The 24,689-nt window shown below is 71.5% G+C and carries 27 protein-coding genes; 7 read left to right on the forward strand and 20 right to left on the reverse strand.

Features of this window, described 5'->3' with window-relative positions:
* The first annotated feature begins 43 nt into the window (after positions 1–43).
* A complete protein-coding gene (locus AOQ37_RS29810; RefSeq protein ID WP_062648782.1) occupies positions 44–643 on the forward strand; it encodes a TIGR03086 family metal-binding protein in 600 nt (199 codons plus the stop codon).
* 29 nt (positions 644–672) lie between these two features.
* Here the strand turns inward: AOQ37_RS29810 and AOQ37_RS29815 are convergent, their stop codons facing one another.
* The 15 genes from AOQ37_RS29815 to AOQ37_RS29885 all read right to left on the reverse strand — a co-directional run bounded on the left by AOQ37_RS29815 (position 673) and on the right by AOQ37_RS29885 (position 15,699).
* Complete coding sequence (locus AOQ37_RS29815; protein WP_062648783.1) at positions 673–1,437, reverse strand: sirohydrochlorin chelatase; 765 nt, start codon at positions 1,435–1,437, stop codon at positions 673–675.
* A gap of 6 nt (positions 1,438–1,443) precedes the next feature.
* The gene (locus AOQ37_RS29820; RefSeq protein ID WP_062648785.1) at positions 1,444–2,343 is read right to left on the reverse strand and encodes an ABC transporter permease; all 900 of its coding nucleotides are present in this window, start codon (positions 2,341–2,343) and stop codon (positions 1,444–1,446) included.
* Positions 2,330–3,142, reverse strand: a complete 813-nt coding sequence (locus tag AOQ37_RS29825; protein WP_374701550.1) for an ABC transporter ATP-binding protein — start codon at positions 3,140–3,142, stop codon at positions 2,330–2,332. The genes AOQ37_RS29820 and AOQ37_RS29825 overlap by 14 nt, the downstream gene beginning before the upstream one ends.
* 10 nt (positions 3,143–3,152) lie before the next feature.
* Positions 3,153–4,265 carry an aliphatic sulfonate ABC transporter substrate-binding protein gene (locus tag AOQ37_RS29830; protein WP_062648789.1) on the reverse strand — a complete coding sequence of 371 codons (1,113 nt, stop codon included), beginning with the start codon at positions 4,263–4,265 and terminating at the stop codon, positions 3,153–3,155.
* Positions 4,266–4,500: 235 nt separating this feature from the next.
* Positions 4,501–5,835, reverse strand: coding sequence for a sulfate adenylyltransferase subunit 1 (locus AOQ37_RS29840; protein WP_062648791.1), 1,335 nt, complete (start codon positions 5,833–5,835; stop codon positions 4,501–4,503).
* Positions 5,836–5,837: 2 nt separating this feature from the next.
* A complete protein-coding gene (gene cysD, locus AOQ37_RS29845; protein ID WP_062648793.1) occupies positions 5,838–6,776 on the reverse strand; it encodes a sulfate adenylyltransferase subunit CysD in 939 nt (312 codons plus the stop codon).
* The gene (gene cysC / locus AOQ37_RS29850) at positions 6,773–7,372 is read right to left on the reverse strand and encodes an adenylyl-sulfate kinase (protein ID WP_078890414.1); all 600 of its coding nucleotides are present in this window, start codon (positions 7,370–7,372) and stop codon (positions 6,773–6,775) included. Before cysC ends, cysD begins: the two co-directional genes overlap by 4 nt.
* A 4-nt stretch (positions 7,373–7,376) precedes the next feature.
* Positions 7,377–8,087 carry a phosphoadenylyl-sulfate reductase gene (locus tag AOQ37_RS29855; RefSeq protein ID WP_062648797.1) on the reverse strand — a complete coding sequence of 237 codons (711 nt, stop codon included), beginning with the start codon at positions 8,085–8,087 and terminating at the stop codon, positions 7,377–7,379.
* On the reverse strand, positions 8,084–8,263 hold the full coding sequence (locus tag AOQ37_RS29860; RefSeq protein ID WP_062648799.1) for a hypothetical protein: 180 nt from the start codon (positions 8,261–8,263) through the stop codon (positions 8,084–8,086). Before AOQ37_RS29860 ends, AOQ37_RS29855 begins: the two co-directional genes overlap by 4 nt.
* The gene (locus AOQ37_RS29865; RefSeq protein WP_062648801.1) at positions 8,260–9,957 is read right to left on the reverse strand and encodes a nitrite/sulfite reductase; all 1,698 of its coding nucleotides are present in this window, start codon (positions 9,955–9,957) and stop codon (positions 8,260–8,262) included. The genes AOQ37_RS29860 and AOQ37_RS29865 overlap by 4 nt, the downstream gene beginning before the upstream one ends.
* A 180-nt stretch (positions 9,958–10,137) precedes the next feature.
* A complete protein-coding gene (locus AOQ37_RS42200) occupies positions 10,138–10,221 on the reverse strand; it encodes a putative leader peptide (protein WP_309486338.1) in 84 nt (27 codons plus the stop codon).
* A gap of 150 nt (positions 10,222–10,371) precedes the next feature.
* Positions 10,372–10,944 (reverse strand): GNAT family N-acetyltransferase, encoded by a 573-nt coding sequence (locus AOQ37_RS29870; protein WP_062648803.1) that lies wholly within the window; start codon positions 10,942–10,944, stop codon positions 10,372–10,374.
* 17 nt (positions 10,945–10,961) lie between these two features.
* Complete coding sequence (locus AOQ37_RS29875; RefSeq protein WP_062648805.1) at positions 10,962–12,293, reverse strand: hypothetical protein; 1,332 nt, start codon at positions 12,291–12,293, stop codon at positions 10,962–10,964.
* A 166-nt stretch (positions 12,294–12,459) separates the two neighbouring features.
* Positions 12,460–13,737 (reverse strand): GAF domain-containing protein, encoded by a 1,278-nt coding sequence (locus AOQ37_RS29880; RefSeq protein WP_062648807.1) that lies wholly within the window; start codon positions 13,735–13,737, stop codon positions 12,460–12,462.
* Between the two features lie 312 nt (positions 13,738–14,049).
* Positions 14,050–15,699: an acyl-CoA dehydrogenase family protein gene (locus tag AOQ37_RS29885; protein WP_062648809.1), complete on the reverse strand. Its 1,650-nt coding sequence runs from the start codon at positions 15,697–15,699 to the stop codon at positions 14,050–14,052.
* Positions 15,700–15,823: 124 nt separating this feature from the next.
* Between AOQ37_RS29885 and AOQ37_RS29890 the strand changes: the two genes are divergently transcribed.
* On the forward strand, positions 15,824–17,011 hold the full coding sequence (locus AOQ37_RS29890) for a YihY/virulence factor BrkB family protein (RefSeq protein WP_078890416.1): 1,188 nt from the start codon (positions 15,824–15,826) through the stop codon (positions 17,009–17,011).
* Between the two features lie 105 nt (positions 17,012–17,116).
* On the opposite strand, the gene AOQ37_RS29895 is transcribed toward AOQ37_RS29890, so the two are convergent.
* Entirely contained in the window at positions 17,117–17,956 is an 840-nt protein-coding gene (locus tag AOQ37_RS29895) for an NmrA family NAD(P)-binding protein (protein WP_062648811.1), read from the reverse strand.
* Positions 17,957–18,060: 104 nt separating this feature from the next.
* Here AOQ37_RS29895 and AOQ37_RS29900 point away from each other — a divergent pair, with 104 nt between their 5' ends.
* On the forward strand, positions 18,061–19,008 hold the full coding sequence (locus AOQ37_RS29900) for an AraC family transcriptional regulator (protein WP_062648813.1): 948 nt from the start codon (positions 18,061–18,063) through the stop codon (positions 19,006–19,008).
* 53 nt (positions 19,009–19,061) lie between these two features.
* Positions 19,062–19,736: an AraC family transcriptional regulator gene (locus tag AOQ37_RS29905; RefSeq protein ID WP_062648815.1), complete on the forward strand. Its 675-nt coding sequence runs from the start codon at positions 19,062–19,064 to the stop codon at positions 19,734–19,736.
* Between the two features lie 10 nt (positions 19,737–19,746).
* Here the strand turns inward: AOQ37_RS29905 and AOQ37_RS29910 are convergent, their stop codons facing one another.
* The gene (locus tag AOQ37_RS29910; RefSeq protein WP_062648817.1) at positions 19,747–20,142 is read right to left on the reverse strand and encodes a VOC family protein; all 396 of its coding nucleotides are present in this window, start codon (positions 20,140–20,142) and stop codon (positions 19,747–19,749) included.
* Positions 20,143–20,237: 95 nt separating this feature from the next.
* Positions 20,238–20,870 carry a VOC family protein gene (locus AOQ37_RS29915; protein ID WP_062648820.1) on the reverse strand — a complete coding sequence of 211 codons (633 nt, stop codon included), beginning with the start codon at positions 20,868–20,870 and terminating at the stop codon, positions 20,238–20,240.
* Positions 20,871–21,035: 165 nt separating this feature from the next.
* Here AOQ37_RS29915 and AOQ37_RS29920 point away from each other — a divergent pair, with 165 nt between their 5' ends.
* The 3 genes from AOQ37_RS29920 to AOQ37_RS29930 all read left to right on the forward strand — a co-directional run bounded on the left by AOQ37_RS29920 (position 21,036) and on the right by AOQ37_RS29930 (position 22,975).
* On the forward strand, positions 21,036–21,689 hold the full coding sequence (locus AOQ37_RS29920; protein WP_062648822.1) for a ThuA domain-containing protein: 654 nt from the start codon (positions 21,036–21,038) through the stop codon (positions 21,687–21,689).
* Between the two features lie 168 nt (positions 21,690–21,857).
* The gene (locus AOQ37_RS29925; RefSeq protein ID WP_062648824.1) at positions 21,858–22,721 is read left to right on the forward strand and encodes an isocitrate lyase/PEP mutase family protein; all 864 of its coding nucleotides are present in this window, start codon (positions 21,858–21,860) and stop codon (positions 22,719–22,721) included.
* Positions 22,718–22,975: a hypothetical protein gene (locus AOQ37_RS29930; protein WP_062648826.1), complete on the forward strand. Its 258-nt coding sequence runs from the start codon at positions 22,718–22,720 to the stop codon at positions 22,973–22,975. Before AOQ37_RS29925 ends, AOQ37_RS29930 begins: the two co-directional genes overlap by 4 nt.
* Positions 22,976–23,289: 314 nt before the next feature.
* Here AOQ37_RS29930 and AOQ37_RS29935 read toward each other — a convergent pair whose 3' ends face one another.
* Positions 23,290–23,502, reverse strand: a complete 213-nt coding sequence (locus AOQ37_RS29935; protein ID WP_062648829.1) for a hypothetical protein — start codon at positions 23,500–23,502, stop codon at positions 23,290–23,292.
* A 37-nt stretch (positions 23,503–23,539) separates the two neighbouring features.
* The gene (locus AOQ37_RS29940; protein ID WP_062648831.1) at positions 23,540–24,601 is read right to left on the reverse strand and encodes a LacI family DNA-binding transcriptional regulator; all 1,062 of its coding nucleotides are present in this window, start codon (positions 24,599–24,601) and stop codon (positions 23,540–23,542) included.
* Positions 24,602–24,689: the final 88 nt, after the last annotated feature.

Genomic DNA, 24,689 nt, shown 5'->3' on the forward strand with positions numbered 1-24,689 from the left:
TTGTTCAAGAGTCCTGAGCACCCCGCTGCCTAGCGTGGGACCCATGAAGCACGACGAGACGCACCAGTACCTGTCCGCATGCGCCGCCGAGGCCGCGCGCGTCGCCCGCGGTGTCCCGGCGGCCCGGTTGAACGCCCCGACACACTGCCCGGGCTGGGACGTTCGCACCCTGGTCGACCACTGGGTCCTCTACACCTCCCACGGTCTCGAACACCGCGCCCTGCGCAGACAGCTCCCCGAGGACCTGGTCGCCCGTGACTTCACGGCCGACCCGCTGTGGGCCGAGGCGTACGCCGACCGGCTGGAGCGCGCGGTCGCCGCCTGGGCGGACCCGGCCGTGTGGGAGGGCGAGGTCGACCTCGGAACGGCCGCGATGCCCGCCGCCGAGATCGCCTCGATGATCGTCAAGGAGCTGGCGGTGCACGGCTGGGACGTGGCGGTCGCCACCGGCCAGGAGTTCCGCATCTCGGACGACGCGGCCCGCTTCGTCCTCGATGTCGTCGAACACCACGGCGACCTCTACCGTCAGTACGACGGCTTCGCGGCGGTGGTGCCGGTACCCGAGGACGCGCCGGTCTTCGAGCGGGCCCTGGCGGCGAGCGGCCGCGACCCACGCCGGAGCACCGCCCACGTGAACCGCTGACCGATCACACCGGACCGGTCGCGCCTCGGTCAGGCGCCGACGGCCGCAAGCGCCGGCCTGCGCGCCGCGTCGTACCGTTCCAGCAGCACCCGCGCCACCTCCGGCGCCGGACCCAGCACCTCGGCCAGGACGTCGGCCTCGGCCGCGCCGCGCGCGATACGGTCCGGCAGGAAGCCGGGGGCCAGGACGTACGGCGCGACGGCGACCCGCGCGCACCCCGTCGCCCGCAGCGCGCGGACCGCGTCCTCGGTGCGCGGGAACCCCGAGGGGGAACCGGCGGCGGAGGCGAACGCAGGCCGCACGGCACACCAACCGGTGCGCCGCCACTCCCGCGCGATCTCTGCGATCACTGCGATCGCCTCCGGGTCGGTGGACCCCGCCGAGGCCAGCACGACCCCGGTCGAGGATTTGTCGGCGGGCGTCAGGCCGGCCTCGTACAACCGTCGTTCGAGGACGGTGAGCAGCAGCGGCGACGGGCCGAGCACCTCGGCCTGCACGATCCGCAGCTGTGCCGGAGCGTCCCGCAGGACCGCCGGGATGTCCGCCTTCGCGTGGAACGCCCGGGTCAGCAGCAGCGGCAGCGCCACGACGTCCCGGACGCCCTCCGCCGCCAGCGACTCCAGCACTGCCTGGACGGACGGGATGTTGAAGTCCAGGAAACCGGTCTCCACCCGTAGACCCGGCCGCAACGACCGCACCCGCCGCACCAGGGCGTGCACGGTCGCGGCATGCCGCGGGTCACGACTGCCGTGGGCGATCACCACGAGAACGGGAGGAACCGGTTTCCTGTACATGGGACGTCAGCTCTTCACCAGCAGACCACGGCTGCGCAGCACCCACCGCTCCAGCGGACTGAAGATCAGCAGGTCGATCGCGATACCGACGAACAGGATGAGCAGGATCGCCTCGAACACCATCGACATGTCACTGGCGTTGCGGCCGTTCTCCAGCAACTGGCCGAGACCGACGCCGAGGTCGGGGAAGGACGCGATGATCTCCGCCGCCATCAGCGAACGCCAGGAGAACGCCCAGCCCTGCTTCAGACCCGCCACATAGCCCGGCAGCGCGGCCGGCAACGTGATGTAGACGGTTCCCTTCAGCCCGGTCGCGCCCATCGTGCGGCCCGCCCGCAGGAACAGCGGCGGCACCTGGTCGACACCGGACACCAGCCCGTTGGCGATGGACGGCACCGCGCCGAGCAGGATCACCGCGTACATCATCGAGTTGTTCAGACCCAGCCACAGCACGGCCGGCGGCACCCACGCCACCGACGGCAGCGACTGGAGACCGGACAGGATCGGACCGATCGCCGCCCGCACGAACTTCACCCGGGCCACCAGCAGACCCAGCGGGGTGCCGATCGCCAGCGCGAACAGGAAGCCGAGCAGACCGCGCGAGACGCTGGTCCAGATGTAGCCGAGCAGCTTGCCCTCGAGCCAGGCGTCCTGGAGCGTGCGCCCGACGTCCAGGGGGGAGACCAGCTTGGTCGGGTCGTCGACGACCTTGAAGGTGATCTGCCAGACGACCAGCAGCAGGACGGTCGCGAGGATCGGCGGCAGGATCTTGTCGACGAAGGTCCGCCGGAAGGGCGTGCGGCCGGCGGGCGCCACGACGTCCAGCGCGTCGAGCCCCGCCTCCACCCCGGCGAGCTCGGTGGGAGCCGCCTTCGGCACCGTCGTCTTCGTCTCAGTGCTGGCCATGACGGCGGATCTCCCCACGCAGGACTTCGGTGATCTCGATGGACAGTTCCGCCACCGGGGCGTCCTCGATCCGGCGCGGCTGAGGGATGTCGACCGTCCACTCGCGCGCCACCCGGCCGGGCCGGGAGGACAGCAGGACGACCCGCTGCGCGAGCCGGACCGCCTCGCGCACGTTGTGCGTGACGAAGAGGACGGACAGTCCCGTCTCCCCCCAGATCCGGGTCAGTTCGTCGTGCAGCACATCCCGGGTGATGGCGTCCAGCGCCGCGAACGGCTCGTCCATCAGCAGGATGTTGCTCTCCTGCGCCAGCGCGCGGGCCATCGCCACGCGCTGCCGCATGCCGCCGGAAAGCTCGTGCACCCGCTTTCCGTACGCGCCCTTCAACCGCACCAGCTCGAGGAGCTCCTCGGCCTTGTCGCGCCGCTCGGGCTTCGCGACACCCCGCAGCTTCAGGGCGAGTTCGATGTTCTTGCCCGCGCTCAGCCACGGGAAGAGGGCGTGCTCCTGGAACATCAGCGCCGGACGGCCGTCCGTCGTGATGGTGCCGGCGGTGGGCTCGTCGAGCCCCGCCACCAGGTTGAGCAGCGTGGACTTTCCGCAGCCCGAAGCACCCAGGAGGGTGACGAACTCGCCGGGAGCGACATCGAGCGTGATGTCGTCCAGGACGAGCTGCTGCCCGCCCGGACCCGCGAAGGACTTCGAGACGTGCTCAAGCCGGGCCGCGTACTCCACGGACTCCGCGGACTCGGCGGCCTTGGCGAAGGTCGTGGCCATGGTCGTCACCTCCTGGGAACTCATCGGATTCCGATCAGCTGACGCCGAGACCGGCGTCGTCGACCGCGGACTCGCCCTCGGCCTTGAGGACCTTGTTCAGGATGCTCAGGTCGTAGATGCCCGTGAGGTCGGGCTTCTCCAGGAGGCCGGCCTTGACCGCGTGCTCCGCCTCGGTGTTGAGCGTGGAGGCCAGCGGGTCGTTGATGAACTGGATCGACGTCCACGCCGGGTCCAGCACCTCGGTCGGCAGCGCCTTGCCGGAGTCCGCCTCCAGCTGCTTGTTCGCCGCCGCCTTGGCCGCCGCCGGGTTGGCGTTGATCCACTTGTTGGAGTCGACCGAACCCTTCAGCACCGCCTCGACGACCTTCGGGTGCTCCTTGAGGAACTTCTGCGACACGATGATGTTCGTGATCACGAACTTCTTGTCGGGCCACAGCGACGCCTCGTCGAGCAGCACCTTGCCGCCCTCGGCGACCAGCTTGGACGCGGTCGGCTCCGGCACCCAGGCGCCGTCGATCGAACCGGCCTTGAAGGCGTCCGGGGTCACCTTGTTGTCGCTGCGGACAACGGTCACGTCACCCTTGCCGCTCTGCGCGTCGACCTTCCAGCCCTGTTCCGCGATCCAGTTGAGGAACGCCACGTCCTGCGTGTTTCCGAGCTGAGGCGTGGCGATCTTCTTGCCCTTGACGTCCTTGACGGACTTGATCTTGTCCGCGTTGACGACGAGCTTCACACCGCCGGACGCCGAACCGCCGATGATGCGCAGGCTCTTGCCGGCGGACTTGGTGAAACCGTTGATGGCCGGCGAGGGGCCGATCCAGCCGATGTCGATGGAGCCGGCGTTCAGCGCCTCGATCTCGGACGGGCCCGCGTTGAAGGTCGCGTACGAGGCCTTGGTGGCGCCCAGCGCCTTCTGGAAGATGCCCTGCTGACGGCCGACCAGCGCGGTCGCGTGCGTCAGGTTGCCGAAGTAGCCGATCTTGACGGTGTCGAGCCCGTCGATCTTCTCCGATCCGGCGGCGACCTTCTCGTTGGCGTTGTCGTCCTTGGCGTCGGACCCGTAGCCGCAGGCGGCGAGGGCGAGCAGGGGAAGGGCCGCTACGGCGGCGAGGCCGCGGCGAAGAAGGACTGAGCGGTTGGCAGGCACGGGAGGGGTTCCTCTCGTTGGCCCGGCGGTCACGGGTTTTCAGGTCGTGGCCGGGAAATCGGCAAAGGGTTTTCGTCGCTTCCGGGACGGCGGGTGGGGGGACGGGGCGCGCAGGCAGTGCGCGTACGTCAGAGCGCACATCGCGCCACTCCGCCCTGCCCGCTGCCGAGGGCGCCGCTGCCGACGCGGCCGCCCTCCTTCGCGAACGTGGAGTAGAAGTCGGTCGTGGTCATCGTCAGAAGTCCCAACCGTCGTCGTCGGACTCGTCCTTGACCGGCTCCGGCGCCGCGAACGACTCGCCGACCATGCCGGCGGTGAGCGTGGTGCCGTCGGCCGGGTCGATCAGGATGAACGAGCCGGTGCGGCGGGAGTCGGCGTAGGAATCCACCGGCAGCGGTTCCGAGGTACGGATCTTCACGCGGCCGATGTCGTTGGCGACGAGCTGTCCCGGGTGCGGGTGCAGGGACAGGTCGTCGAGCGTGAGCCGGGACGGGATGTCCTTGACGATCGCCTTGACCGTGCGGGTGCCGTGCTTGATCAGCACCCGGTGCCCGACGGTCAGCGGCTGGTCGGCCACGTGGCACACGGTCGCCTCGACGTCCTGCGTGGTGGCCGGCGCGTCCTTGGTCGGCACGATCAGGTCGCCGCGCGAGATGTCGATGTCGTCGCTGAGCAGCACGGTCACCGACTGGGTCGTCCACGCCGCGTCCACCGGCCGGCCCAGCAGGTCGATGCCGGAGATCGTCGAGGTACGGCCGGACGGCAGCACCGTCACCGCCTCCCCGACGTGGAAGGTGCCGGCCGCGATCTGACCCGCGTACCCCCGGTAGTCCGGGTGCTCGGCGGTCTGCGGACGGATCACGTACTGCACCGGCAGCCGTGCGTGGCAGTGCGCCAGGTCGTGACTGACCGGAACCGTCTCCAGGTGTTCCAGGAAGGTCGGCCCGCCGTACCAGTCCATGTTCGCCGACGGGTCGACCACGTTGTCCCCGGCGAGCGCCGAGATCGGGATCGCGGTGACCTCGGGAACGCCGAGTTCGCTCGCGTACGCCGTGAACTCCTCGGCGATCTGCGCGAAGACGCTCTCCCGGTACTCGACGAGGTCCATCTTGTTGACCGCGAGGACGACGTGCGGAACACGGAGCAGGGCCGCGATCGCCGCGTGCCTGCGGGTCTGTTCCACGACGCCGTTGCGGGCGTCGACCAGGATCACCGTCAGCTCGGCCGTGGAGGCGCCCGTGACCATGTTCCGGGTGTACTGCACATGGCCGGGGGTGTCGGCGAGGATGAAACGGCGCCGGGGCGTGGCGAAGTAGCGGTAGGCCACGTCGATGGTGATGCCCTGCTCACGCTCGGCGCGCAGGCCGTCGGTGAGCAGCGCCAGGTCGGGGGCGTCCTGGCCGCGGCTCGCCGAGACGCGTTCCACGGCCTCCAGCTGATCGGTGAGGATCGACTTGGAGTCGTGCAGGAGCCGGCCCACGAGCGTGGACTTGCCGTCGTCGACGGAACCGGCGGTGGCGAACCGCAGCAGGGTCGTGGCCGAGAGTTCCTCGGAGGTGATCGTGCTCATGCTTAGAAGTACCCCTCGCGCTTGCGGTCTTCCATCGCGGCCTCGGACATCTTGTCGTCGGCGCGGGTGGCGCCCCGCTCGGTGAGCCGGGAGGCGGCGATCTCGGCGATGACGTCGTCCAGCGTCACCGCGTCGGAGTCGACGGCGCCGGTGCAGGACATGTCGCCGACGGTCCGGTAGCGCACGAGGCGCTTCTCGACCGTCTCGCCGTCCTTCGGGCCGCCCCACTCGCCGGCGGTCAGCCACATCCCGCCGCGCCGGAAGACCTCCCGGTCGTGCGCGAAGTAGATCTCGGGCAGCTCGATGCCCTCACGGGCGATGTACTGCCAGACGTCGAGCTCGGTCCAGTTGGACAGCGGGAACACCCGGACGTGCTCACCGGGGGCGTGGCGGCCGTTGTAGAGGTTCCACAGCTCAGGCCGCTGACGGCGGGGGTCCCACTGGGAGAACTCGTCGCGCAGGGAGAACACCCGCTCCTTGGCGCGGGCCTTCTCCTCGTCGCGGCGTCCGCCGCCGAAGACGGCGTCGAACTTCTCGGACTGGATCTTCTCCGTCAGTGGCAGCGTCTGGAGCGGGTTGCGCGTGCCGTCGGGGCGCTCGCGGAGCGTGCCGCGGTCGATGTAGTCCTGGACGGAGGCCACGTGCAGGCGCAGTCCGTGCGCGTCGACGACCCGGTCGCGGTACTCGAGGACCTCGGGGAAGTTGTGCCCGGTGTCCACGTGCAGCAGCGAGAAGGGGACCGGGGCCGGGGCGAACGCCTTCAGCGCCAGATGCAGCATGACGATGGAGTCCTTGCCGCCGGAGAACAGGATCACCGGGTTCTCGAACTCGCCCGCCACCTCGCGGAAGATGTGCACCGCCTCGGACTCCAGTGAGTCCAGGTGGCTGAGGGCGTACGGACTCGCCGTGCCCTCCTCGGCCTTGGCGACGGTCGTCGTCATGCCAGTCCCCTCTCGGTGAGCAGGGCGTACACCGACGCCGCGGACTCCTGCACGGTCTGGTCCTGTGACTCGATCCGCAGATCCGGCGACTCGGGGGCCTCGTAGGGGTCGTCGACCCCGGTGAGCCCGGTCAGTTCGCCCGCCGCCTGCTTCGCGTACAGACCCTTCACGTCCCGGACCGAGCACACCTCGACCGGGGTCGCCACGTGCACCTCCAGGTAGCCGGTCCCGCTGTCCTGATGGCGCTTGCGCACCGCGTCCCGGCTGTCGGCGTAGGGCGCGATCACCGGGACGAGGGCCGTGACGCCGTTGCGGGCGAGCAGTTCGGCCAGGAAGCCGATGCGCTGCACATTGATGTGCCGGTCCTCGCGGCTGAAACCGAGGCCCGCGGAGATGAACTCGCGGATCTCGTCGCCGTCGAGCACCTCGACACGGCGGCCCTCCTCACGCAGCCGGCCGGCCAGCTCGTACGCGATGGTGGTCTTGCCGGCGCTCGGCAGACCCGTGAGCCAGACGGTGGCTCCGGTCGTCACGTGGTTCTCCCGGTTCGTAGAAGTAGCGGTGGGGGCAGGGGTGTGCGTGGGGGTCGAGGTCATGGGGTCAGCCGTGCAGCCCGCACTCGGTCTTCGCGCGTCCCGCCCAGCGGCCGGCGCGCGCGTCCTCGCCCGCCAGGACCCGGCGGGTGCACGGGGCGCAGCCGACGGAGGCGTAACCGTCCATCAGCAGGGGGTTGGACAGCACGCCGTGTTCGGCGATGTACGCGTCGACGTCGTCCTGGGTCCAGCGGGCGATGGGCGAGATCTTGACCTTCCGCCGCTTCTCGTCCCAGCCGACCACCGGAGTCCCCGCCCGGGTGACGGCCTCGTCACGGCGCAGGCCGGTGGCCCAGGCCCGGTACCCCTCGAGTCCCTCTTCGAGCGGCTGCACCTTGCGCAGCTTGCAGCACAGGTCGGGGTCGCGGTCGTGCAACTTCGGTCCGTGCTCGGCGTCCTGCTCCGCGACGGTCCGGCGCGGGGTGAGCGTGATGACGTTGACGTCCATCACCGCCTCGACCGCGTCCCGGGTGCCGATGGTCTCGGGGAAGTGGTAGCCGGTGTCGAGGAACACCACGTCCACGCCCTTGCGGACCCGGGACGCCAGGTGGGCGACCACGGCGTCCTCCATCGAGGAGGTCACGCAGAACTGCTCGCCGAAGGTGTCCACCGCCCACTGGAGGATCTCCAGCGCGGAGGCCTCCTCCAGGTCGCGGCCCGCCTGTTCGGCGAGCGCCTTCAACTCGTCGGTCGAACGGCCTTCCTGAAGCGTCGTCATATCCGGTCCCCTCCCGGTTCGGTGTGCTGAACGCCCCGGGCGAGCAGCCCGAGGAACTTCAGCTGGAATGCGCGGCTGCACGCCGCGCATTCCCAGGCGCCGTGGCCCTGCTCGTTCGGACGCAGGTCCTCGTCGCCGCAGTAGGGGCAGTAGAAGGGGGCGGCGCGCTCGCTCATGAGAGGGCCTCCTCGCTGGCACGCGTGGCCCACACGGCGAACCGCTCGCCGTCCTCGCGCTCGGCCTGGAACCGCTTCAGCACGCGTTCCACGTAGTCCGGCAGTTCCTCCGAAGTGACCTTCAGACCACGGACCTTGCGGCCGAAAGCGGCTTCCAGTCCGAGCGCGCCGCCCAGGTGCACCTGGAAGCCCTCGACCTGCTCGCCCCGGTCGTTGAGGACCAGCTGGCCCTTGAGACCGATGTCCGCGACCTGGATGCGGGCGCAGGCGTTCGGGCAGCCGTTGATGTTGATGGTGATCGGCTCGTCGAACTCCGGGATGCGGCGCTCCAGTTCGTCGATGAGCGTGGAGCCGCGCTGCTTGGTCTCGACGATGGCGAGCTTGCAGTACTCGATGCCGGTGCAGGCCATCGTGCCGCGCCGGAAGGGGGAGGGCTTGGCGGTCAGGTCCAGCGCCTCCAGCGCCTCGACCAGCGAGGCGACCCGCCCCTCCTCGACGTCGAGGACGATCATCTTCTGCTCGACGGTGGTACGCACCCGGCCCGAGCCGTGCGCCTCGGCGAGCTCGGCGATCTTCGTCAGGGTGGCGCCGTCGACGCGGCCGACGCGCGGGGCGAAACCGACGTAGTAGCGCCCGTCCTGCTGGCGGTGCACACCGACGTGGTCGCGCCAGCGCTCGACGGGGGCGGCGGGCGCCGGGCCGTCCACGAGGGCGCGCCGGAGGTACTCGTCCTCCAGGATCTGGCGGAACTTCTCCGGACCCCAGTCGGCGACCAGGAACTTCAGGCGGGCGCGGGTGCGCAGGCGCCGGTAGCCGTAGTCGCGGAAGATGCCGATCACACCGGCCCAGACGTCCGGGACCTCGTCCAGCGGGACCCAGGCGCCGAGCCGGACGCCGATCTTCGGGTTGGTGGACAGACCGCCGCCGACCCACAGGTCGAAGCCGGGCCCGTGCTCGGGGTGTTCGACGCCGACGAACGCGACGTCGTTGATCTCGTGGGCGACGTCCAGGAGCGGGGAGCCGGAGATCGCCGTCTTGAACTTGCGCGGCAGGTTGGAGAACTCCTTGCTGCCGATGAACCGGCGGCTGATCTCCTCCACGGCCGGGCTGCCGTCGATGATCTCGTCCTCGGCGATGCCGGCCACCGGCGAACCGAGGATCGTCCGGGGTGTGTCGCCGCAGGCCTCGGTGGTGGACAGGCCGACCGCCTCGAGGCGGTTCCAGATCTCGGGCACGTCCTCGATGCGGATCCAGTGGTACTGGACGTTCTGCCGGTCGGTGAGGTCGGCGGTGCCGCGGGCGAACTCCTGCGAGATCTCGCCGATCACCCTCAGCTGCTCGGTGGTGAGCCGGCCGCCGTCGATACGGACCCGCAGCATGAAGTACTTGTCGTCCAGCTCCTCCGGCTCGAGGATCGCCGTCTTGCCGCCGTCGATCCCCGGCTTGCGCTGGGTGTACAGCCCCCACCAACGCATCCGGCCGCGCAGATCGTTGGGGTCGATCGAGTCGAAACCCCGCTTGGAGTAGATCGTCTCAATGCGTGTCCGCACGTTGAGACCGTCGTCGTCCTTCTTGAACTGCTCGTTGCCGTTGAGCGGGGTGAAGTGTCCCGCTGCCCACTGGCCCTCACCGCGGTGACGGCTCACCTTGCGGCGGGAAGTCGCGGCGGCAGGGTTCTGCGGGGTGGCGGCCATGGTTGATACGTCCTTCGGGACAGCGGCGGAAGATGTCGGCGCGGTGCGCCGTCCGGGAGGGGCGGTGGTCGGGGGACGGTCGGGCGGCTCCGACCTGCGCGCGCGGGCGCATGGAGCCCGCGTGCGCGGCGTTGCGCAGGCGAGAGGCTCGAACGGCGATGTCGGCGGTGCTGCGGCTCGTCAGCTCGCCGGACAGATGGCGCTGGACATGCGGCCGAGGTCGACGTGCCGCCGACTCACCAAGGCAATTCCAGTTCCGGACATGGCGAAAGCGTGTCACGGCGTTCTGGACACAGTCCAGCTTCGTCCGCGATGCGGACACCCTTGTCCCGAAGTGTGAGACAAGGGTGGCGTCGATCACATGACCTGCGAAGCCTCTTGTCGGCGCAGGTCACAGCCGGTATGGGCGGAGGGTCAGACCGGGAAGGCGCCCGGCCAGGGGCCCGGCGCGGACACCTCGGGCTGCTCCTCGACCTTGGTGTCGAAGAGCTTGAAACCGCGGCGCTGATAGTTGTCCATCGCGTGCTCGCCGTCCAGGCTGCACGTGTGCAGCCACACCCGCTTGGTCTGCGGCAGCCCGGGCCAGCGGTCCGCGAGGTCCCACGCCCGGGCGGCGCCGTACGCCAGCAGGTGCCCGCCGATGCGACGCCCGCGGAAGGCCGGGATCAGACCGAAGTAGACGATCTCCACGACACCGTCGTCCTGCGGCTCCAGCTCCACGTAGCCCGCCGGTGTACCCCGGTCGTGGGCGACCCAGGTCTCCACCCCCGGGCGCGCCAGATGCTCCTGCCACTGCGCGTACGTCCAGCGCAGCCGGTCGATCCAGCGGATGTCCCCGCCGACGGACGCGTACAGGAAACGGCTGAACTCGGGGGAGGGGACCTCGGAGCGGACGATCCGCACGTCGCCCTCGGGCGCGGCGGCCGGCAGGACGTCGGCCGGGTCGGTCTGCTCCAGGGACCAGGTGGTCACGGGGATGTGGGTCATGCCCGCCAGGGAATCATCTACCCGGTCGTCCTGTCGATCGAGGCCAGCGGCAGCGCGAAGAGCGTTCGTCCCGACTGGGTCCAGACCTCGCCGGTCGCCTCCCAGTAGGAGAGGGACTCGGTCTGCGGGCTCCAGCAGCTGTGCGTCTCCTCGGCGCCGCACGCGGCCGCCCCGGACCCGTCGGCCTCGGACCCGTCCGCCGTGTCGTCGCGCCGGCCGGCGTCCTGCCGCCACAGCGTGCCTCGCCGGTCGTCCGGACCGGCGGCCCGGGTCACGTACCACCGCGCCCCGTACGACAGCACGCCCCGTACGCCCGTCACCTTCGTCTCGAACGCCTCCGAGGCCCGTACCCGGCCGGTGGCGTTCGTGGCGAGCAGCCCCTCGTGACCGGGGACGGTGCTGAAGGGGTAGCGCCACAGACGGGCGTCACGGTCGGCGTCGTCGAGGGTCCACTCCCCGGCGACCAGGCTGTCCGGCACGGTGCTGCGGTCGAGGGAGACGGTCGCGGGATGCGGGGCGTCGGAGTCCCCGCTCAGCGCGTAGGAACCGATGGCCGGCAGGACGAAGCGGTAGCCGTGCGCGGACCAGCCGCCCGGGACCCGCCCGACCGCGTCACCGACGACGGTGGCCCGCTGGACCCGGTTCATGTCGTACACATAGAGCGCGGACCGGTCCCCGTCGTCGGCGGTGACCAGCAGTTTGTCCTGGTACCAGACCATCCCGGAGACGTGCGAGACCAGTCCGCGGTAGTCCCGCCCCTCGTCCACCGGCAGGGCGAGCAGGGCCCAGGTGTAGGTGAGGTGGTTCAGGTTGCCCGCGTTCACGAAGCCGACCCGGGCCAGCCCCCGGTCGGCGGCCGGGCCGCCGCTGCGCGACCAGCCGGAGAGGATCACCCGGTTGGAGCCCCAGACGCCGTCGTCGTCCGCGTCCCCCGAGGTGGTGACCGCGCCGGGCTGCCAGCCCTCGGTGTCGTCCGTGTTCCAGCAGTAGGCGCGCGAGGCCACGGGGGAGACGGGCAGGGCTCCGCGCTCGGCGGGCGAGCAGTCGACCGCGTCCCGCAGTGTGCGGTCGGCCGCGCCGAGGACCGCGCCGACGCCGACCGGCCGGCCCATTCCCGCGGCGAGCCGGTCCAGGGACGCCTGCGGCACCCGGTTCTCCGTGAGGCGCAGCTTTCCGGTCTCGGCCGAGGCCGTGAGCGGCTTCAGGTCCCCGGGTCCGTCGTCCGTGACCGTTGCCTGGGAGACGCTGATCATGGTGGCGGCGGCGGTGAGGGCGAGGGCGGTCCCGGACAGGAACGCCCGCAGCGCCCTGCCTCGTCTGCGCCGGCGGTGTCGGCCGCGTTGCTTCATTTGCCCTCCCGAGGCGGGCCAACTGCGCCTGATGATCCGTACGTTGACCGAGGAGCAGGTGGGGTGACCCGTAGGGGGATGCTACGGCAGTCGGGCCCCGTCGGGGACGAAGACCCCGCAAATATGCGGAACATACCGCCGGAAGGACCCCGGTGCACCTCTTTCGCTACGGTCCTGTCCCCCGGTTCCTCACCACGGCGGGCGCGGTCGAGTGCGGCAGCAGCGACCTCGGGTCCGCCGGCAGGAGCACCTCGACCTCGGCGTCCTCGCAGAAACGATACGGCCGATGGCTCAGGAGACCGCCGAGGTACCGCCGCACCCGGGACATCTCGGCCCGCACCGTCACCGTACGGCCCGCGTCGCCGAACATGTCCTCGGCCAGGCCCGCCGCGCTGCGGCCACCGCGTTCGGCCGCCAGCAGGTAGAGCAACTCGGCATGCCGGGGACTGAGTTCGTGGGACCACGAGCCCGCGCCGCCCGACACCTTCACCGACCAGCGCCGGGGCCGGGTCAGATCCAGCACGATCCGGGTCGCGCCGGGCGGCAGCGGCTCGGCGCTCTCGTCCACCGACCGCACCAGCCAGCCCCCGGCCAGCGGCTCGATCGAACACAGGCCGAGCGCCGGGAGCCAGCGGCGGCCCGGGGACGGCGACTTGGGCAGCGCGATGCGGCTCGCGTACGGCATCCCGGTCACCGCGGCCGTCCACCCGTTCCCGTCCACCACCGCCGCCCGGCCGCCGAGCCGGGCCAGCACCGGCGCCGCCACCGCCCGCAACCGCTCCAGCGAACCCAGGTGCCGCTCCCGCAACCTGGACTCGGCGAGCTTCGCCACCGAGTCGACCCAGGCGAGGGTGGCCGGATGCATCGTCTCCAGCGGCCCGCTGACATCGACCACACCGATCAGCCGGCCGTCGCGCGGATCGGTGATCGGGGCGCCCGCGCAGGTCCAGGCCGCGTGCGAGCGCACGAAATGCTCGGCGGCGAACACCTGGACGGGCCGGCGGACCACCGCCGGCGTGCCCACGCCGTTGGTGCCGACCACGGCCTCGCCCCAGTCGGCGCCCAGCTCGAAGCCGAGCCCGTCTGCCTTGCGCAGCACGGGTCCGCAGCCCTCGCGCCACAGCACCCGGCCCTCCGGGTCGGCGACGACCATGATGTGGTGGGCGACGTCCGCGACCGACAGCAGCCCCTCGCGCAGCACCGGGAGCACCTCCCGCAACGGCGACTCCTCCCGCCTGCGCCGTACCTCGTCGGCGCTGAGCAGCCCCGCCCGGAAATCGTGTTCCGGATCCACCCCGCTGCGCAGCATCCGGTCCCAGGACTGCTCGATCACGGGGCGCGGGGCGACGCGTGCCTGCTGACCGGCGAGCCGGGCGTCACGCACCTCGTTGAGCACCCGCGCCGCCCGCGCGGCGTCGACGGCCGCGAGCTGCGGCACGTTCATCGGTGGCATCGCCACAGGGCCTCCCGGGAGAACGCAGTCGGACAACCGGATGTCAAGTTTCTGCGCCGACTGTTTCCGGTCTTGCTGAAGGCCCCCATCTTGCCGTCCTCAGGTGACGGACGGGCACAGTCCGGTCACAACCACCGACACGTTGCAACCCCCTGCAACCCTGGTGAACATCCACAGGCTGTCCGAAACTTGAGCCACGCCGTCCCGAGCGGCGATTCTGGCCTCGCAGGGCCACAGCGGCGGGGGTGGTGCCGTGTCGGCGCAGCACCACCCCCGCTCCCTGTCGTCGCAGGCCGGCTCGGGTCAGCCGCGGGGTTGGGCCCGCTCGACGATCGACGCCAGGTCCAGGCTGTGGGGCAGTGTCCCGAAGGCCGCGCCCCCGTCCCCGCCCAGCCGCGAGGCGCAGAAGGCGTCGGCGACCTCCGGCGGCGCGAATCGCACGAGCAGTGCCCCCTGAAGCACCAGAGCGAACCGCTCGGCCAGCCGGCGCGCCCGCCCTTCGACGCCGTCCAGATCCGCCAGCTCCGTCAGCAGGCCCTTGATCGCCCTGTCCAGCCGGTGATCGGCCCCGCGCGCCTTCCCGACCTCCTGGAGGTAGGCGTTCAGTGCCTGCGGCTCCCGCCGGAGGGCCCGCAGCACGTCCAGGGCCTGGACGTTGCCCGCCCCTTCCCAGACCGAGTTCAGCGGCGACTCGCGCACCAGCCGGGGCATCCCCGACTCCTCGACGTAACCGTTGCCGCCCAGGCACTCCGAGGCCTCCACCGCCACCGGCGCACAGCGCTTGGTCACCCAGTACTTGGCCGCCGGAACCGCGATCCTGAGCAGGGCCCGCTCCTGCTCGCCACCGTCGTCGTAGGCCGCCGCGAGCCGCAGCGCGAGCACGGTCGCCGCCTCCGACTCCAGCGCGAGATCGGCCAGGACGTTGCGCATCAGCGGCTTGTCGACGAGCTTCCCGCCGAACGCCTCACGGTGGGTGCAGTGGTGGATCGCCTGCGCCACCGCCTGCCGCATCAGCCCCGCCGAGCCCAGCACACAGTCGAGCCGGGTCGCCGCCACCATGTCGATGATGGTGCGCACCCCGCGCCCCTCCTCGCCGACCCGGCGGGCCCACGTCCCGTCGAACTCGACCTCGGCCGACGCGTTGGACCTGTTGCCCAGCTTGTCCTTGAGCCGCTGGAGGCGGAAGACGTTGCGGGAACCGTCCTCCAGCACGCGCGGCACGAGGAAACAGGTGGGACCGCCCTCGCCCCGGACCGGGGCCGCCTGCGCGAGCACCAGGAAACCGTCCGACATGGGCGCCGAACAGAACCACTTGTGACCGGTCAGCTCGTACGTGCCGTCCTCGGCCAGAGCAGTGGCGACCGTCGCGTTGGCCCGGACATCGCTGCCGCCCTGTTTCTCCGTCATCGCCATGCCGAAGAGCACCCCGGACTTCAGGTGGGCCGGCCGCAGCTCACGGTCGTAGATCGTGGACGTCAGCCGGGGCTCCCACTCGGCGGCCAGCTCCGGGTCGGCGCGCAGCGCGGGCACCGCCGCGTGGGTCATCGACAGCGGACAGCCGTTGCCCGCCTCCACCTGCGTCCACACCAGAAAGCCCGCCGCCCGGCGTACGTGCCCGCCGGGCCGCACCCAGGCATCCGTCAGATGGGCCCCGACCCCCTTGCCGAGCAGCCGGTGCCACGCCGGATGGAAGTCGACCTCGTCGATGCGGTGGCCGTAGCGGTCGTGGGTACACAGTTTCGGCGGACACTCGTTGGCCTGCACCGCCCACTCGTGCAGCTGCGCCGAGCCGGCCGCCCGGCCGAGCGCCGACAACTCGCCGTGCGCCTCGTCGAGCAGTTCCGGATCAAGATGCCGTTCCACGGCCGCCACCAGCGCTCGATCGGCGCCGTACACGTCGTACCCGGTCAGGGGCGGGGGCTGGTTGGTCACGGTGTGCGTGGTGCCTGCCATAGCCCGAACCTACCCCCGGGTACGACGGTCATGGCCACCAGAGGGCCCATGCGTCGCTCCGCGCCCCGCGCAAGCGGCCTTGCCGGAGGTGAGTGCAGCCCCTAACGGCGGATACCTTTAGGGCGTGCAGCCAGAAAGTCAGTCACCCGAGCAACCCGGGAGCCCCGCCGGGCGTCTCCACCGGGCGCGTGCCCTTTACCGGAACGTCTCCAAGCGACGGACGGCCTGGCTGCTGTTGAAGGACACCGTCAACACCTGCATCGAGTACCGCATCCTCGGTCTCGCCGCCGAAGCCGCCTTCTTCACCCTGCTGTCCGTGCCGCCACTGCTGCTCAGCCTCATCGGCCTGCTCGGCTACGTCGACGACTGGACCGGCACCGACACCATCACCAGCCTGGAGGCCAACCTCCTCGACGCCTCGCGCACGGTCCTCTCGGACAAGGGCGTCCGGCAGATCGCCCAGCCGATCCTCGACGACGTGATGAAGGGCGGCCGCCCCGACGTCATCTCCATCGGCTTCCTGTTCGCGCTCTGGTCGGGCTCACGCGCGGTGAACGTCTTCATCGACACCATCACCGTGATGTACGGCCTCGACGGCGTGCGCGGGATCGTCAAGACACGGCTGGTGGCCTTCCTGCTGTTCGTCGGGGCCCTGCTGATCGGCTCGGTCGCGCTGCCGCTGATGGTCGCCGGGCCGGACGCGGTGGTGCGGATCCTCCCCTGGTCGACCACCGTGGTGCAGGTCCTGTACTGGCCGGTCGTGATCGTGCTGTCCGTCGCGTTCCTGACCACGCTCTACCACGTCTCCGTCCCCGTGCGCTCCCCGTGGATCGAGGACGTCCCCGGCGCGCTCGTCGCCCTCGCCATGTGGGTGCTCGGCAGTTTCCTGCTGCGCATCTACCTGACGAACACGATCGAGGGCGCCACCATCTACGGCTCCCTCGCCGCCGCCGTCGCCGTACTGCTGTGGATCGGCGTCTCCGCGTTCGCCGTGCTGGTCGGCGCCGCCGTCAACGCCGCGATCGACCGGGTCTGGCCGGCCGCCGCTACGGCCGCGGCCCGCGCCGCCAACGAACGGATCCGGGAGGAGGAGGCGGCGGAGTACGTCGCCCGCATGGCGGCGATCCGCTCCCACGAGGAGGACGACCCCGACGACCCCGACATGCCGTCCGAGTTCCCCGAGCGGTGGTCCCGCTTCCTCCCGCCGGAGGACGTGACGGGACGTTTCCGGACGCATGCGAAGAGCTATCCGAAGGGGCACGGCGGAAACGGAAGCGGCGGGCACGGGGAAGAGCAACCCCCGGAGAAGTGAGCCCCGGGGAACCCGAGGAGGGGCGAACCGCGGGGGGAACGAACCGAGGAGGAACGAATCCCCGCAGCGCCCCCGCCCCGGGAACGCCGGGAGCCCGGGCACGGCCTAGGCCTTCCAGACGCCCGCCGCCGCCGACTCCCCGGCAAACTCCGCGAAGTCGCGCGGCTCGCGGCCGAGGGCCTGCCTGACGCCGTCGGAGAGGTGGGCGTTGCGCCCGTCCAGCAGCGACTCGAACAGCTCCACCAGGAAGGCGACCTCCTCGGGCGGCACGCCGAACCCGGCCAACCGCTCGCCGTACCGACGCGCGGGGACCGGCGTGTACGTCAGCGCGCGACCGGCGGCCTGCCCGATCTCCGCGATCGCTTCCCGGAACGTCAGCAGCCGTGGCCCGGACACCTCCACCGCCTCCCCCACGTACCGATCACCCTCGGTGAGCGTCTTCACCACGACATCGGCGACATCCCGCAGGTCGACGAACGGCTCCCGCACCTCCCCGCCCGCGAACACCAGTTCCCCGGTCTGCCGCAGCCCCTCCACCAGCGGCCCCTCACTGAAGTTCTGCGCGAACCACGCGGCCCGTACGACCGTCCAGTCCGCGCCCGACGTCCGCAGCGCCTCCTCGGTCGGCAGAGCCCGCTCCTCACCCCGTGACGACAGCAGCACCAGCCGCCGCACCCCGAGAGCGACCGCCTCCCGGGCCAGCCGTCCCACCGCGTCGGCCGCGTCCGGAGCCCCCACGTCCGAGGGGTGGACCAGGTAGGCCGCGTCCGCGCCGCGCAGCACAGGGGCCCACGTCGAGCCGTCGTGCCAGTCGAACCCCCGGGCCCGCGAGGCCGCCCGCACGGTCAGCCCGGCCGCCTCGGCCGCCCGGGCCACCCGGCTGCCCGTACGACCGGTCGCGCCGGTCACCACCACCGTCATCCGCTGTGCCGTGTTCTGTGTCATGCGTTCAGTCAACTGCCGTCTCCCGCACGGTCCCATCGCCGAACGGCTCATTCCCATAAGCGCGCGTCTACGCTGGCCGCATGGACGCTCCCCCACCCTCGACCATGCTCACGCGGGGGGACCCTCTCGCGGGCCTGCTGGAGGGTCCACGCGCGCGGGGCGCCCTCATGATCCGCGCGTGCTTCGACCCGCCGTGGGCCGTACGGGTCGAGGACCGCGCCCCGCTGACGGTGATGCTCATGGTGCGCGGCGAGGGCTGGGTCGTGCCGGACGAGGGGGCGGACGTCCGCCTGCGGGCCGGCGACCTCGCCATCGCCCGCGGCCCCGGCCCGTACACCTGCGCCGACGTTCCCGGCACACCCCCGCAGGCGCTGATCCTCCCCGCAGGGCAGTGCGCGTACCCCGACGGACGTCCCCTGAACGGCTCCATGGACCTGGGCGTGCGGACCTGGGGCGACCGGCCGGACGGCTCCACCGTCGTCCTCATCGGCACGTACCCGATGCAGGGCGAGATCAGCGGCCGGCTGCTCGACGCGCTGCCCCCGCTGCTGTCCCTCTCCTCCGACGTGTGGCAGTGCCCGCTCACCCCGCTGCTCATGGAGGAGATCATCCGCGACGAACCGGGCCAGGAGGTCGTCCTGGACCGCATGCTCGACCTCCTGGTCATCGCCGCGCTGCGAGCCTGGTTCGCCCGTCCGGAAGCGGCGGCCCCGGCCTGGTACCAGGCACTCGCCGATCCGGTCGTGGGCCGCGTGCTGCGCCTGGTCCAGGACGATCCGGCGCACCCCTGGACCGTGGCGTCCCTCGCCGCGAAGGCGGGTGTCTCCCGGGCCGCGCTGGCCCGCCGCTTCAGCGACCTCGTGGGCGAACCCCCGATGACCTACCTCACCGGCCGGCGTCTCGCTCTCGCCGCCGCCCGGCTGCGCGACACCCAGGACACGATCGGGGCGATCGCCCGTCACGTCGGCTACGGAAGCGCTTTCGCCCTGTCCAGCGCGTTCAAGCGGGTGTACGGCGTCAGCCCCCAGGAACACCGGACGCGGACGTCCTAGGGAGCGACGGTCCGCACCGGCACCCCGCATCCCGGCGGCGTAGCCTGGCGTACATGTACGAGGAGCGGCCCTCCCGGCTGGCCGGGGCGGTGGTCTGGACGAAGACGCCGTCCGCGGCGGCCGACGCGCTTCCCGTGCTCCCCGACGGCTGTATGGACCTGCTGTGGCGCGAGGGCAGACTGCTGGTCGCCGGACCGGACACCCACGCCCATGTCCCCGACGGGCCGCCCGCGACCTGGGCGGGCATCCGCCTGTTCCCCGGCACCGCACCCGAGCTGCTCGGCGTACCGGCCCACGAACTGCGTGATCGCCGGGTCGAGTTGACCGAGCTGTGGCCGGCGCCGGAAGTACGTCGGCTGACCGACCGGGTCGCCTCGGCCGCCCACCCCGCCGCGGCACTGGAGGAGTTGGCGCTGGAGCGGGCGGCGCCGCCCGACGGAGTGCTGCGCGAACTGGTCGCCGCCCTCGCCGCAGGCCGTTCGGTGGCCGCGACGGCCGACGAACTGGGCCTGGGAGCACGCCAGTTGCATCGCCGTTCGCTGACGTCCTTCGGCTACGGCCCCAAGACGCTGGCCCGGATCCTGCGCCTTCAGCGAGCTCTCGCGCTGGCCCGGCGGGGCGTGCCCTACGCGGACACCGCGAACCGGGCCGGGTACGCCGATCAGGCCCATCTCTCTCGGGACGTCAGGGAGTTCACGGGCCTCACCCTCGGCGCCCTGCTGCGCTGAGCGTGCCGCGCTACTGAGGCAGCGGTGCGAACAGGTCGACGCCGTTGCCGTCGGGGTCGAGCACGACGGCGTAGCGCTGGCCCCAGAAGGCGTCCCACGGCTTCAGGTCGCCCTGGTGACCGGCGCCCAGCAACTCGTCGTACACCGCGTCGACCTCGCCCGGTGTGTCGCAGCGCAGTGCGAGGGAGGTCCGGCCGCTCCCGGACGGAGCCCGCCACCCCGGGTTGAACGAGCGGACGGTGTCCTCGGTGTCCAGCAACAGCCGCAGGCCCCCGGGCAGTTCGGCCTCGGTGTGCGGTTCCCGCTCGGCCCCCTCGGGAAAGGCGAAGCCGAGTCGACGGTAGAAGGAGACGGAGGCGGCCATGTCGGAGACGACCAGGCCGATGGCATCGAATCGTGGACTCATGCGACAACGGTAGGCAGAGCCGTCCCGGCCGGTCTTGAAGGAAACGGACACGCCCCGGGTGTCGTTTCCTTCACCCGGACGGCGCCGCCGTCAGGTCAGCCGAAGGTCACCGGCCCGTGGGGGGTGTCCACGGTGAACGAGAACGCCGCCGGGCCCTCGGTCAGGACGAGGTCGGTGCCGAGGGTGGTCAGCAGGGGGCGGACTTCTTCGGGCGCGGGGGCGGTGGCGGTCAGTTCCAGCAGGGGACTGACGGGCAGGCCGGAGGCGGAGGGGTGGGTCGTGCCGCCCCAGTCGATGAGGAACGGCACCAGGCCGGACGGATGCGGGGAGCCGCCGTCCGTCAGCCGCCATCGCAGCAGGGTGCCGTCGGGGCGCCGCCGGCTCATCGCCCGTACGTCTCCGGTGTCGTAGCCACTGGCCCGGGCCTGCGCGACGGCGGCGTCCAGATCGGGCGGACTGATGGCCCAGGTGATCGTCCGTGCGGTGGCGAGGGCGTCCACGCCGAAGGGGCGCGGGTAGGAGGGCGTGGGCTGGTCCGGATCCGGGCCGATGATCTCCAGATACGCCTGATGGCCGAGACCGACCAGGTAGTTGCGGGTGCCGAGCCCGACATGCACCCCGCCGGGCGCCGGGGCCACTCCCGTGCGTCGCGTGAACTCGGCGACCGTCGCGGCCAGATCGGGCGTTGCGAGAACGATGTGGTCGAGGCGTGCGGGAATGGTGTTCATCCCGCCCGAGCCTACGCGTGCGGTCCCGGACACGGCCGCGCGGAGGGAACACCTGTGCGGCGACCTGCGGCATTCTCTCCGGAACGAATGCCGTGGCACGTCTCGGGGACCGATGCTGTGACATCGCTCCCGGACCCCAACTCCCGTCCGTCTAGGCTCCTCCGCATGACCGCCCGCCTGCTGGTGTACACCCGCACCACCGATTACCGACACGACTCCATCCCGGACGCCGTCGCCGCCCTGCGCGCGTGGGGCGGGTTCGCCGTCGACCACACCGAGGACCCGGCGGCCTTCGAGGCCTCGCTGGACGGGTACGCGGCCGTGGTCTTCCTGTCCACCAGCGGCGAGGTGCTGACCCCGGCAGGGCGGGAACGTCTCGTCGCTCACGTCGAGGCGGGCGGCGGCTTCGCCGGCGTGCACGCCGCGGCCTGCACCGAGTACGACTGGCCGTACTACGGCGAGCTCCTCGGCGCCCGCTTCGCCCGCCACCCCGAGTACCAGCCGGGCAAGGCGGTGATCGAGGACCACGACCACCCCGCCACCCGCTCACTGCCGGCCGTCTGGGACTTCACCGACGAGTGGTACGACTTCCGCGCCAACCCGCGTGGACGGGTACGCGTTCTCGCCGTCGCCGACGAGTCGTCCTACACCGGCGGCGGGATGGGGGCCGACCACCCGCTGGCCTGGTGCCGCGAGCAGGGGCGGGGACGCGTCTTCTACACGGCCCTCGGGCACGCTTCCGAGGCCTACGCCGACCCCCGCTTCCGGGCCCATCTGAGCGGCGGCATCGCCTGGGCGGCACGGCTGCGGGACCAGTGACGTTTCTCCGGTGAACCGGTTCCGCCATTGGGGTGAGCAAAGCCTTCACACGGAGAAGGCAGTGCGTCGACATAGAGATCCTTTTGTCTTCGTAAAGGGCCGTTGTGTCGCAACGGCCCTCTTGCACCTGGTGTGTTGACCCCTCGACTCCATTGGAGGAGCCGGACGGTGACTTACGGGAACAAGCTGCGGGAGCGGATCGCCGACCCGGGAACGACCCCCCTGATCGGCGTGTACGACATGTACTCGGCGTCGATCGCGGCGGAGCACTACGACGGGATGTTCGTCTCGGGATTCGGTTTCGCGGCCTCGCACTACGGGCTGCCGGACATCGGTTTCATCGCCTGGCCGGACATGGTGGCGTTCGTCCAGCGGTTGCGGGGCGCCTTTCCGCGGCATCACCTGCTGGTGGACATCGACGACGGGTACGTCGACCCGGAGGTCGCCTGCCACGTGGTGGAGGGCCTGGAGCGCATCGGGGCCTCGGGCGTGATCCTGGAGGACCAGAAGCGGCCGCGCCGCTGCGGTCACGCGGACGGCAAGCAGGTACTGCCGCTGAACGAGTACCTGGCGAAACTGGAGATGGTGCTGGCCACCCGGCGCGACATGGTCGTGGTGGCCCGCACGGACGCCACCGACGAGCACGACATCCTGCGGCGGGCCGCCACGCTGGCCGCGACCGACGCGGACGTGATCCTGGTCGACGGGGTCCGCACCGTGGAGTGGATCCGCCGGATCCGTGACGTGGTGGGCAGCAAGCCGTTGCTGTTCAACCAGATCGCCGGCGGCAAGTCGCCGCGGCTCTCGCTGAGCGAGCTGTCCGACCTGGGAGTGAACGTCGCGATCTACAGCACGCCGTGTCTCTTCGCGGCGCACGCGGCCATGGACTCCGCGCTCGGCGACCTCAAGCGGGCCGACGGCCGGCTCCCCGAGGTCGACGCGGCGAGCGGTATCGGCGTACGGGCCTCGACGGAGCTGCTCGAGCGGAACATCGCGCGTCTGCGCGCCGCGCCCGAAAGCGTGAACGCGTGAGTCCGGTCGCTCCCCGGCTCGGCACGGCGACGGCCCTGGCTGTCGCCCTGCTGGGCGCGGTCGCGGCGCCGGCCGTCGCCGAGGGCAGTCTGATCACCGTGATCGACAATTCGCACGCGGACTCGATCCTCGAGGTCGACCGGGCGGCCAACGTCCAGCAGGGCAGCAGCGGCACCGCGGGCAGCGACCACGACGGGAGCGCCGTCGACATGATGGAGGCGCTGGTCGGCGCGCCGGACCGGGGGGAGGACTGAGGCGAGGGGATCACCGGCCGGGAGCCACCGTGAGGGTGGCACCCGGCTCTCCGCTGTCCGGATACGACGCGTCTCCCGGCGACCCGGGTGAGCGCACGGCCGACGCTCGCGGTCGGGGGTCGGGGGTCGGGGTCGGGGTCGGGGCCGTGTTCCCGGTCCGTGTCCCTGCCCCGGTCTCTGTCCCCGCCCCGGTCTCTGTCTCTGCCTCTGTCCCGATCCGGTCCCTGTCCCTGTCCGGTCCAAGCCGTGACGCTCGTGACATGCCGGCGAAGGCGAGCGCCACGGCCTGTTTGACCGGAGCGGCGAGCGGCTCGTCAGTCCTCGTCGAGGTCGGGGCGTCCCGCCTCGTTCAGTTCGACGTCCTCGGGCTCGTCGCCGGTCTCGCCGGCGGGACCGTCGACCGTGGCGTGGGCGGTGGCGTCCCGGGGGGCGGAGCCCAGGGTCGCGGCCCGGGCCGTCCCCATGACGGTGATGAGGAGGGCGGACGCGACGACGAACAGGACGGTGGTGCGTGTGCTGAGATTCATGCCCGGAAAACGATCAGTGACGCCGGGAGGTCACCGCTCACGGCCTCGCCCGCCGCTGCGGCGGAGCCGTGCTCGCCCGCTCCACGAGCCGCGTCGACAGTTCCGTACGCGTCCCCTCCGGGTGGTCGCCGTCCATCATCCGCAGCAATAACCGCAGGCCCGTCGCCGCCATCTCCGCCAACGGCTGGCGCACGGTGGTCAGAGCGGGGGTGGTCCACCGGGACTCCGGCAGGTCGTCGAAGCCGACCACGCTGACGTCGTGCGGGATCCGCACCCCCCGCTCCGCCGCGGCCCGGTAGGCGCCGAGAGCCATGCGGTCGGAGCACACGAAGACGGCCGTCGGCGGTTCGGGCAGATCGAGCAGCTCACACATGCGCCAGTAGGCGACGGACTCGTCGAAGCCGCCGTTGCGCAGATACTCCGGGCGGTACGCGAGTCCTGCCGACGCCAGGGCCGAGCGATAGCCGGCGACCCGGGCGCTGCTGCCCATCCTGCGGCGCGGGCCGGCGATCACGGCGATGCGCTCGTGACCGAGCGCCAGCAGGTGCTCGGTCGCCGTCACCCCGCCCTGCCAGTTCGCCGCGCCCACGGAGACCACCCCGGGCGGCGGCTCGACCACCGGGTCGATCAGCACGAAAGGAGTGCGGTGCAGCTCCAGCCACGCGTACTGAGGCGTCGTCAGCTCGGTGAGGTTGAAGAGGACCCCGGCCGATCCGCGGGCCGTCAGCTTGTCCAGCCAGCCGCGCTGCGGGCGGCCCGCGCGGGTGCGGGAGAGGGCGGCCGAGACGACCACGTCCAGGCCCGCGTCGTGCGCCGCCTCCTCCACGCCGTGCAGCACCGCGCCCGACCAGGAGCTGTCCAGCGAGTGCACGACGAGGTCGATCAACCGGGGCGGCCTGCTCGCGTCGAAACGTGGTCTGCGCACATATCCCAGCCGGTCCAGCGCCTCCGTCACCCGCCGCCTGGTCTCGGGGGCGACATCCTCCCTGCCGTTGACCACCTTGGAGGCGGTGGGTACCGACACCCCTGCCTCGCGTGCCACGACCGCCAGGGTCGGCCCGGCCGTCACGCTCGTACTCGCAGTTGCCGTGCGCACCATCGGGAACCACCTCTCCGGCCTGCCCGAAGGCCAGCGAAAGTTCGACCAGCGTCCTTTCGGAGCCGACGCGGAAACAGCCGACTCGAAG

This window comes from Streptomyces maremycinicus, assembly GCF_001184025.1.
Classification (GTDB): Bacteria; Actinomycetota; Actinomycetes; order Streptomycetales; family Streptomycetaceae; genus Streptomyces; species Streptomyces maremycinicus.

Coding starts and splice junctions, on each gene's coding strand:
- AOQ37_RS29810 (WP_062648782.1), top strand. CDS start 44: ATGAAGCACGACGAGACGCACCAGTACCTGTCCGCATGCGCCGCCGAG.
- AOQ37_RS29815 (WP_062648783.1), bottom strand. CDS start 1,437: ATGTACAGGAAACCGGTTCCTCCCGTTCTCGTGGTGATCGCCCACGGC.
- AOQ37_RS29820 (WP_062648785.1), bottom strand. CDS start 2,343: ATGGCCAGCACTGAGACGAAGACGACGGTGCCGAAGGCGGCTCCCACC.
- AOQ37_RS29825 (WP_374701550.1), bottom strand. CDS start 3,142: ATGAGTTCCCAGGAGGTGACGACCATGGCCACGACCTTCGCCAAGGCC.
- AOQ37_RS29840 (WP_062648791.1), bottom strand. CDS start 5,835: ATGAGCACGATCACCTCCGAGGAACTCTCGGCCACGACCCTGCTGCGG.
- cysD (WP_062648793.1), bottom strand. CDS start 6,776: ATGACGACGACCGTCGCCAAGGCCGAGGAGGGCACGGCGAGTCCGTAC.
- cysC (WP_078890414.1), bottom strand. CDS start 7,372: ATGACCTCGACCCCCACGCACACCCCTGCCCCCACCGCTACTTCTACG.
- AOQ37_RS29855 (WP_062648797.1), bottom strand. CDS start 8,087: ATGACGACGCTTCAGGAAGGCCGTTCGACCGACGAGTTGAAGGCGCTC.
- AOQ37_RS29860 (WP_062648799.1), bottom strand. CDS start 8,263: ATGAGCGAGCGCGCCGCCCCCTTCTACTGCCCCTACTGCGGCGACGAG.
- AOQ37_RS29865 (WP_062648801.1), bottom strand. CDS start 9,957: ATGGCCGCCACCCCGCAGAACCCTGCCGCCGCGACTTCCCGCCGCAAG.
- AOQ37_RS42200 (WP_309486338.1), bottom strand. CDS start 10,221: ATGTCCGGAACTGGAATTGCCTTGGTGAGTCGGCGGCACGTCGACCTC.
- AOQ37_RS29870 (WP_062648803.1), bottom strand. CDS start 10,944: ATGACCCACATCCCCGTGACCACCTGGTCCCTGGAGCAGACCGACCCG.
- AOQ37_RS29875 (WP_062648805.1), bottom strand. CDS start 12,293: ATGAAGCAACGCGGCCGACACCGCCGGCGCAGACGAGGCAGGGCGCTG.
- AOQ37_RS29880 (WP_062648807.1), bottom strand. CDS start 13,737: ATGAACGTGCCGCAGCTCGCGGCCGTCGACGCCGCGCGGGCGGCGCGG.
- AOQ37_RS29885 (WP_062648809.1), bottom strand. CDS start 15,699: ATGGCAGGCACCACGCACACCGTGACCAACCAGCCCCCGCCCCTGACC.
- AOQ37_RS29895 (WP_062648811.1), bottom strand. CDS start 17,956: ATGACACAGAACACGGCACAGCGGATGACGGTGGTGGTGACCGGCGCG.
- AOQ37_RS29900 (WP_062648813.1), top strand. CDS start 18,061: ATGCTCACGCGGGGGGACCCTCTCGCGGGCCTGCTGGAGGGTCCACGC.
- AOQ37_RS29905 (WP_062648815.1), top strand. CDS start 19,062: ATGTACGAGGAGCGGCCCTCCCGGCTGGCCGGGGCGGTGGTCTGGACG.
- AOQ37_RS29910 (WP_062648817.1), bottom strand. CDS start 20,142: ATGAGTCCACGATTCGATGCCATCGGCCTGGTCGTCTCCGACATGGCC.
- AOQ37_RS29915 (WP_062648820.1), bottom strand. CDS start 20,870: ATGAACACCATTCCCGCACGCCTCGACCACATCGTTCTCGCAACGCCC.
- AOQ37_RS29920 (WP_062648822.1), top strand. CDS start 21,036: ATGACCGCCCGCCTGCTGGTGTACACCCGCACCACCGATTACCGACAC.
- AOQ37_RS29935 (WP_062648829.1), bottom strand. CDS start 23,502: ATGAATCTCAGCACACGCACCACCGTCCTGTTCGTCGTCGCGTCCGCC.
- AOQ37_RS29940 (WP_062648831.1), bottom strand. CDS start 24,601: ATGGTGCGCACGGCAACTGCGAGTACGAGCGTGACGGCCGGGCCGACC.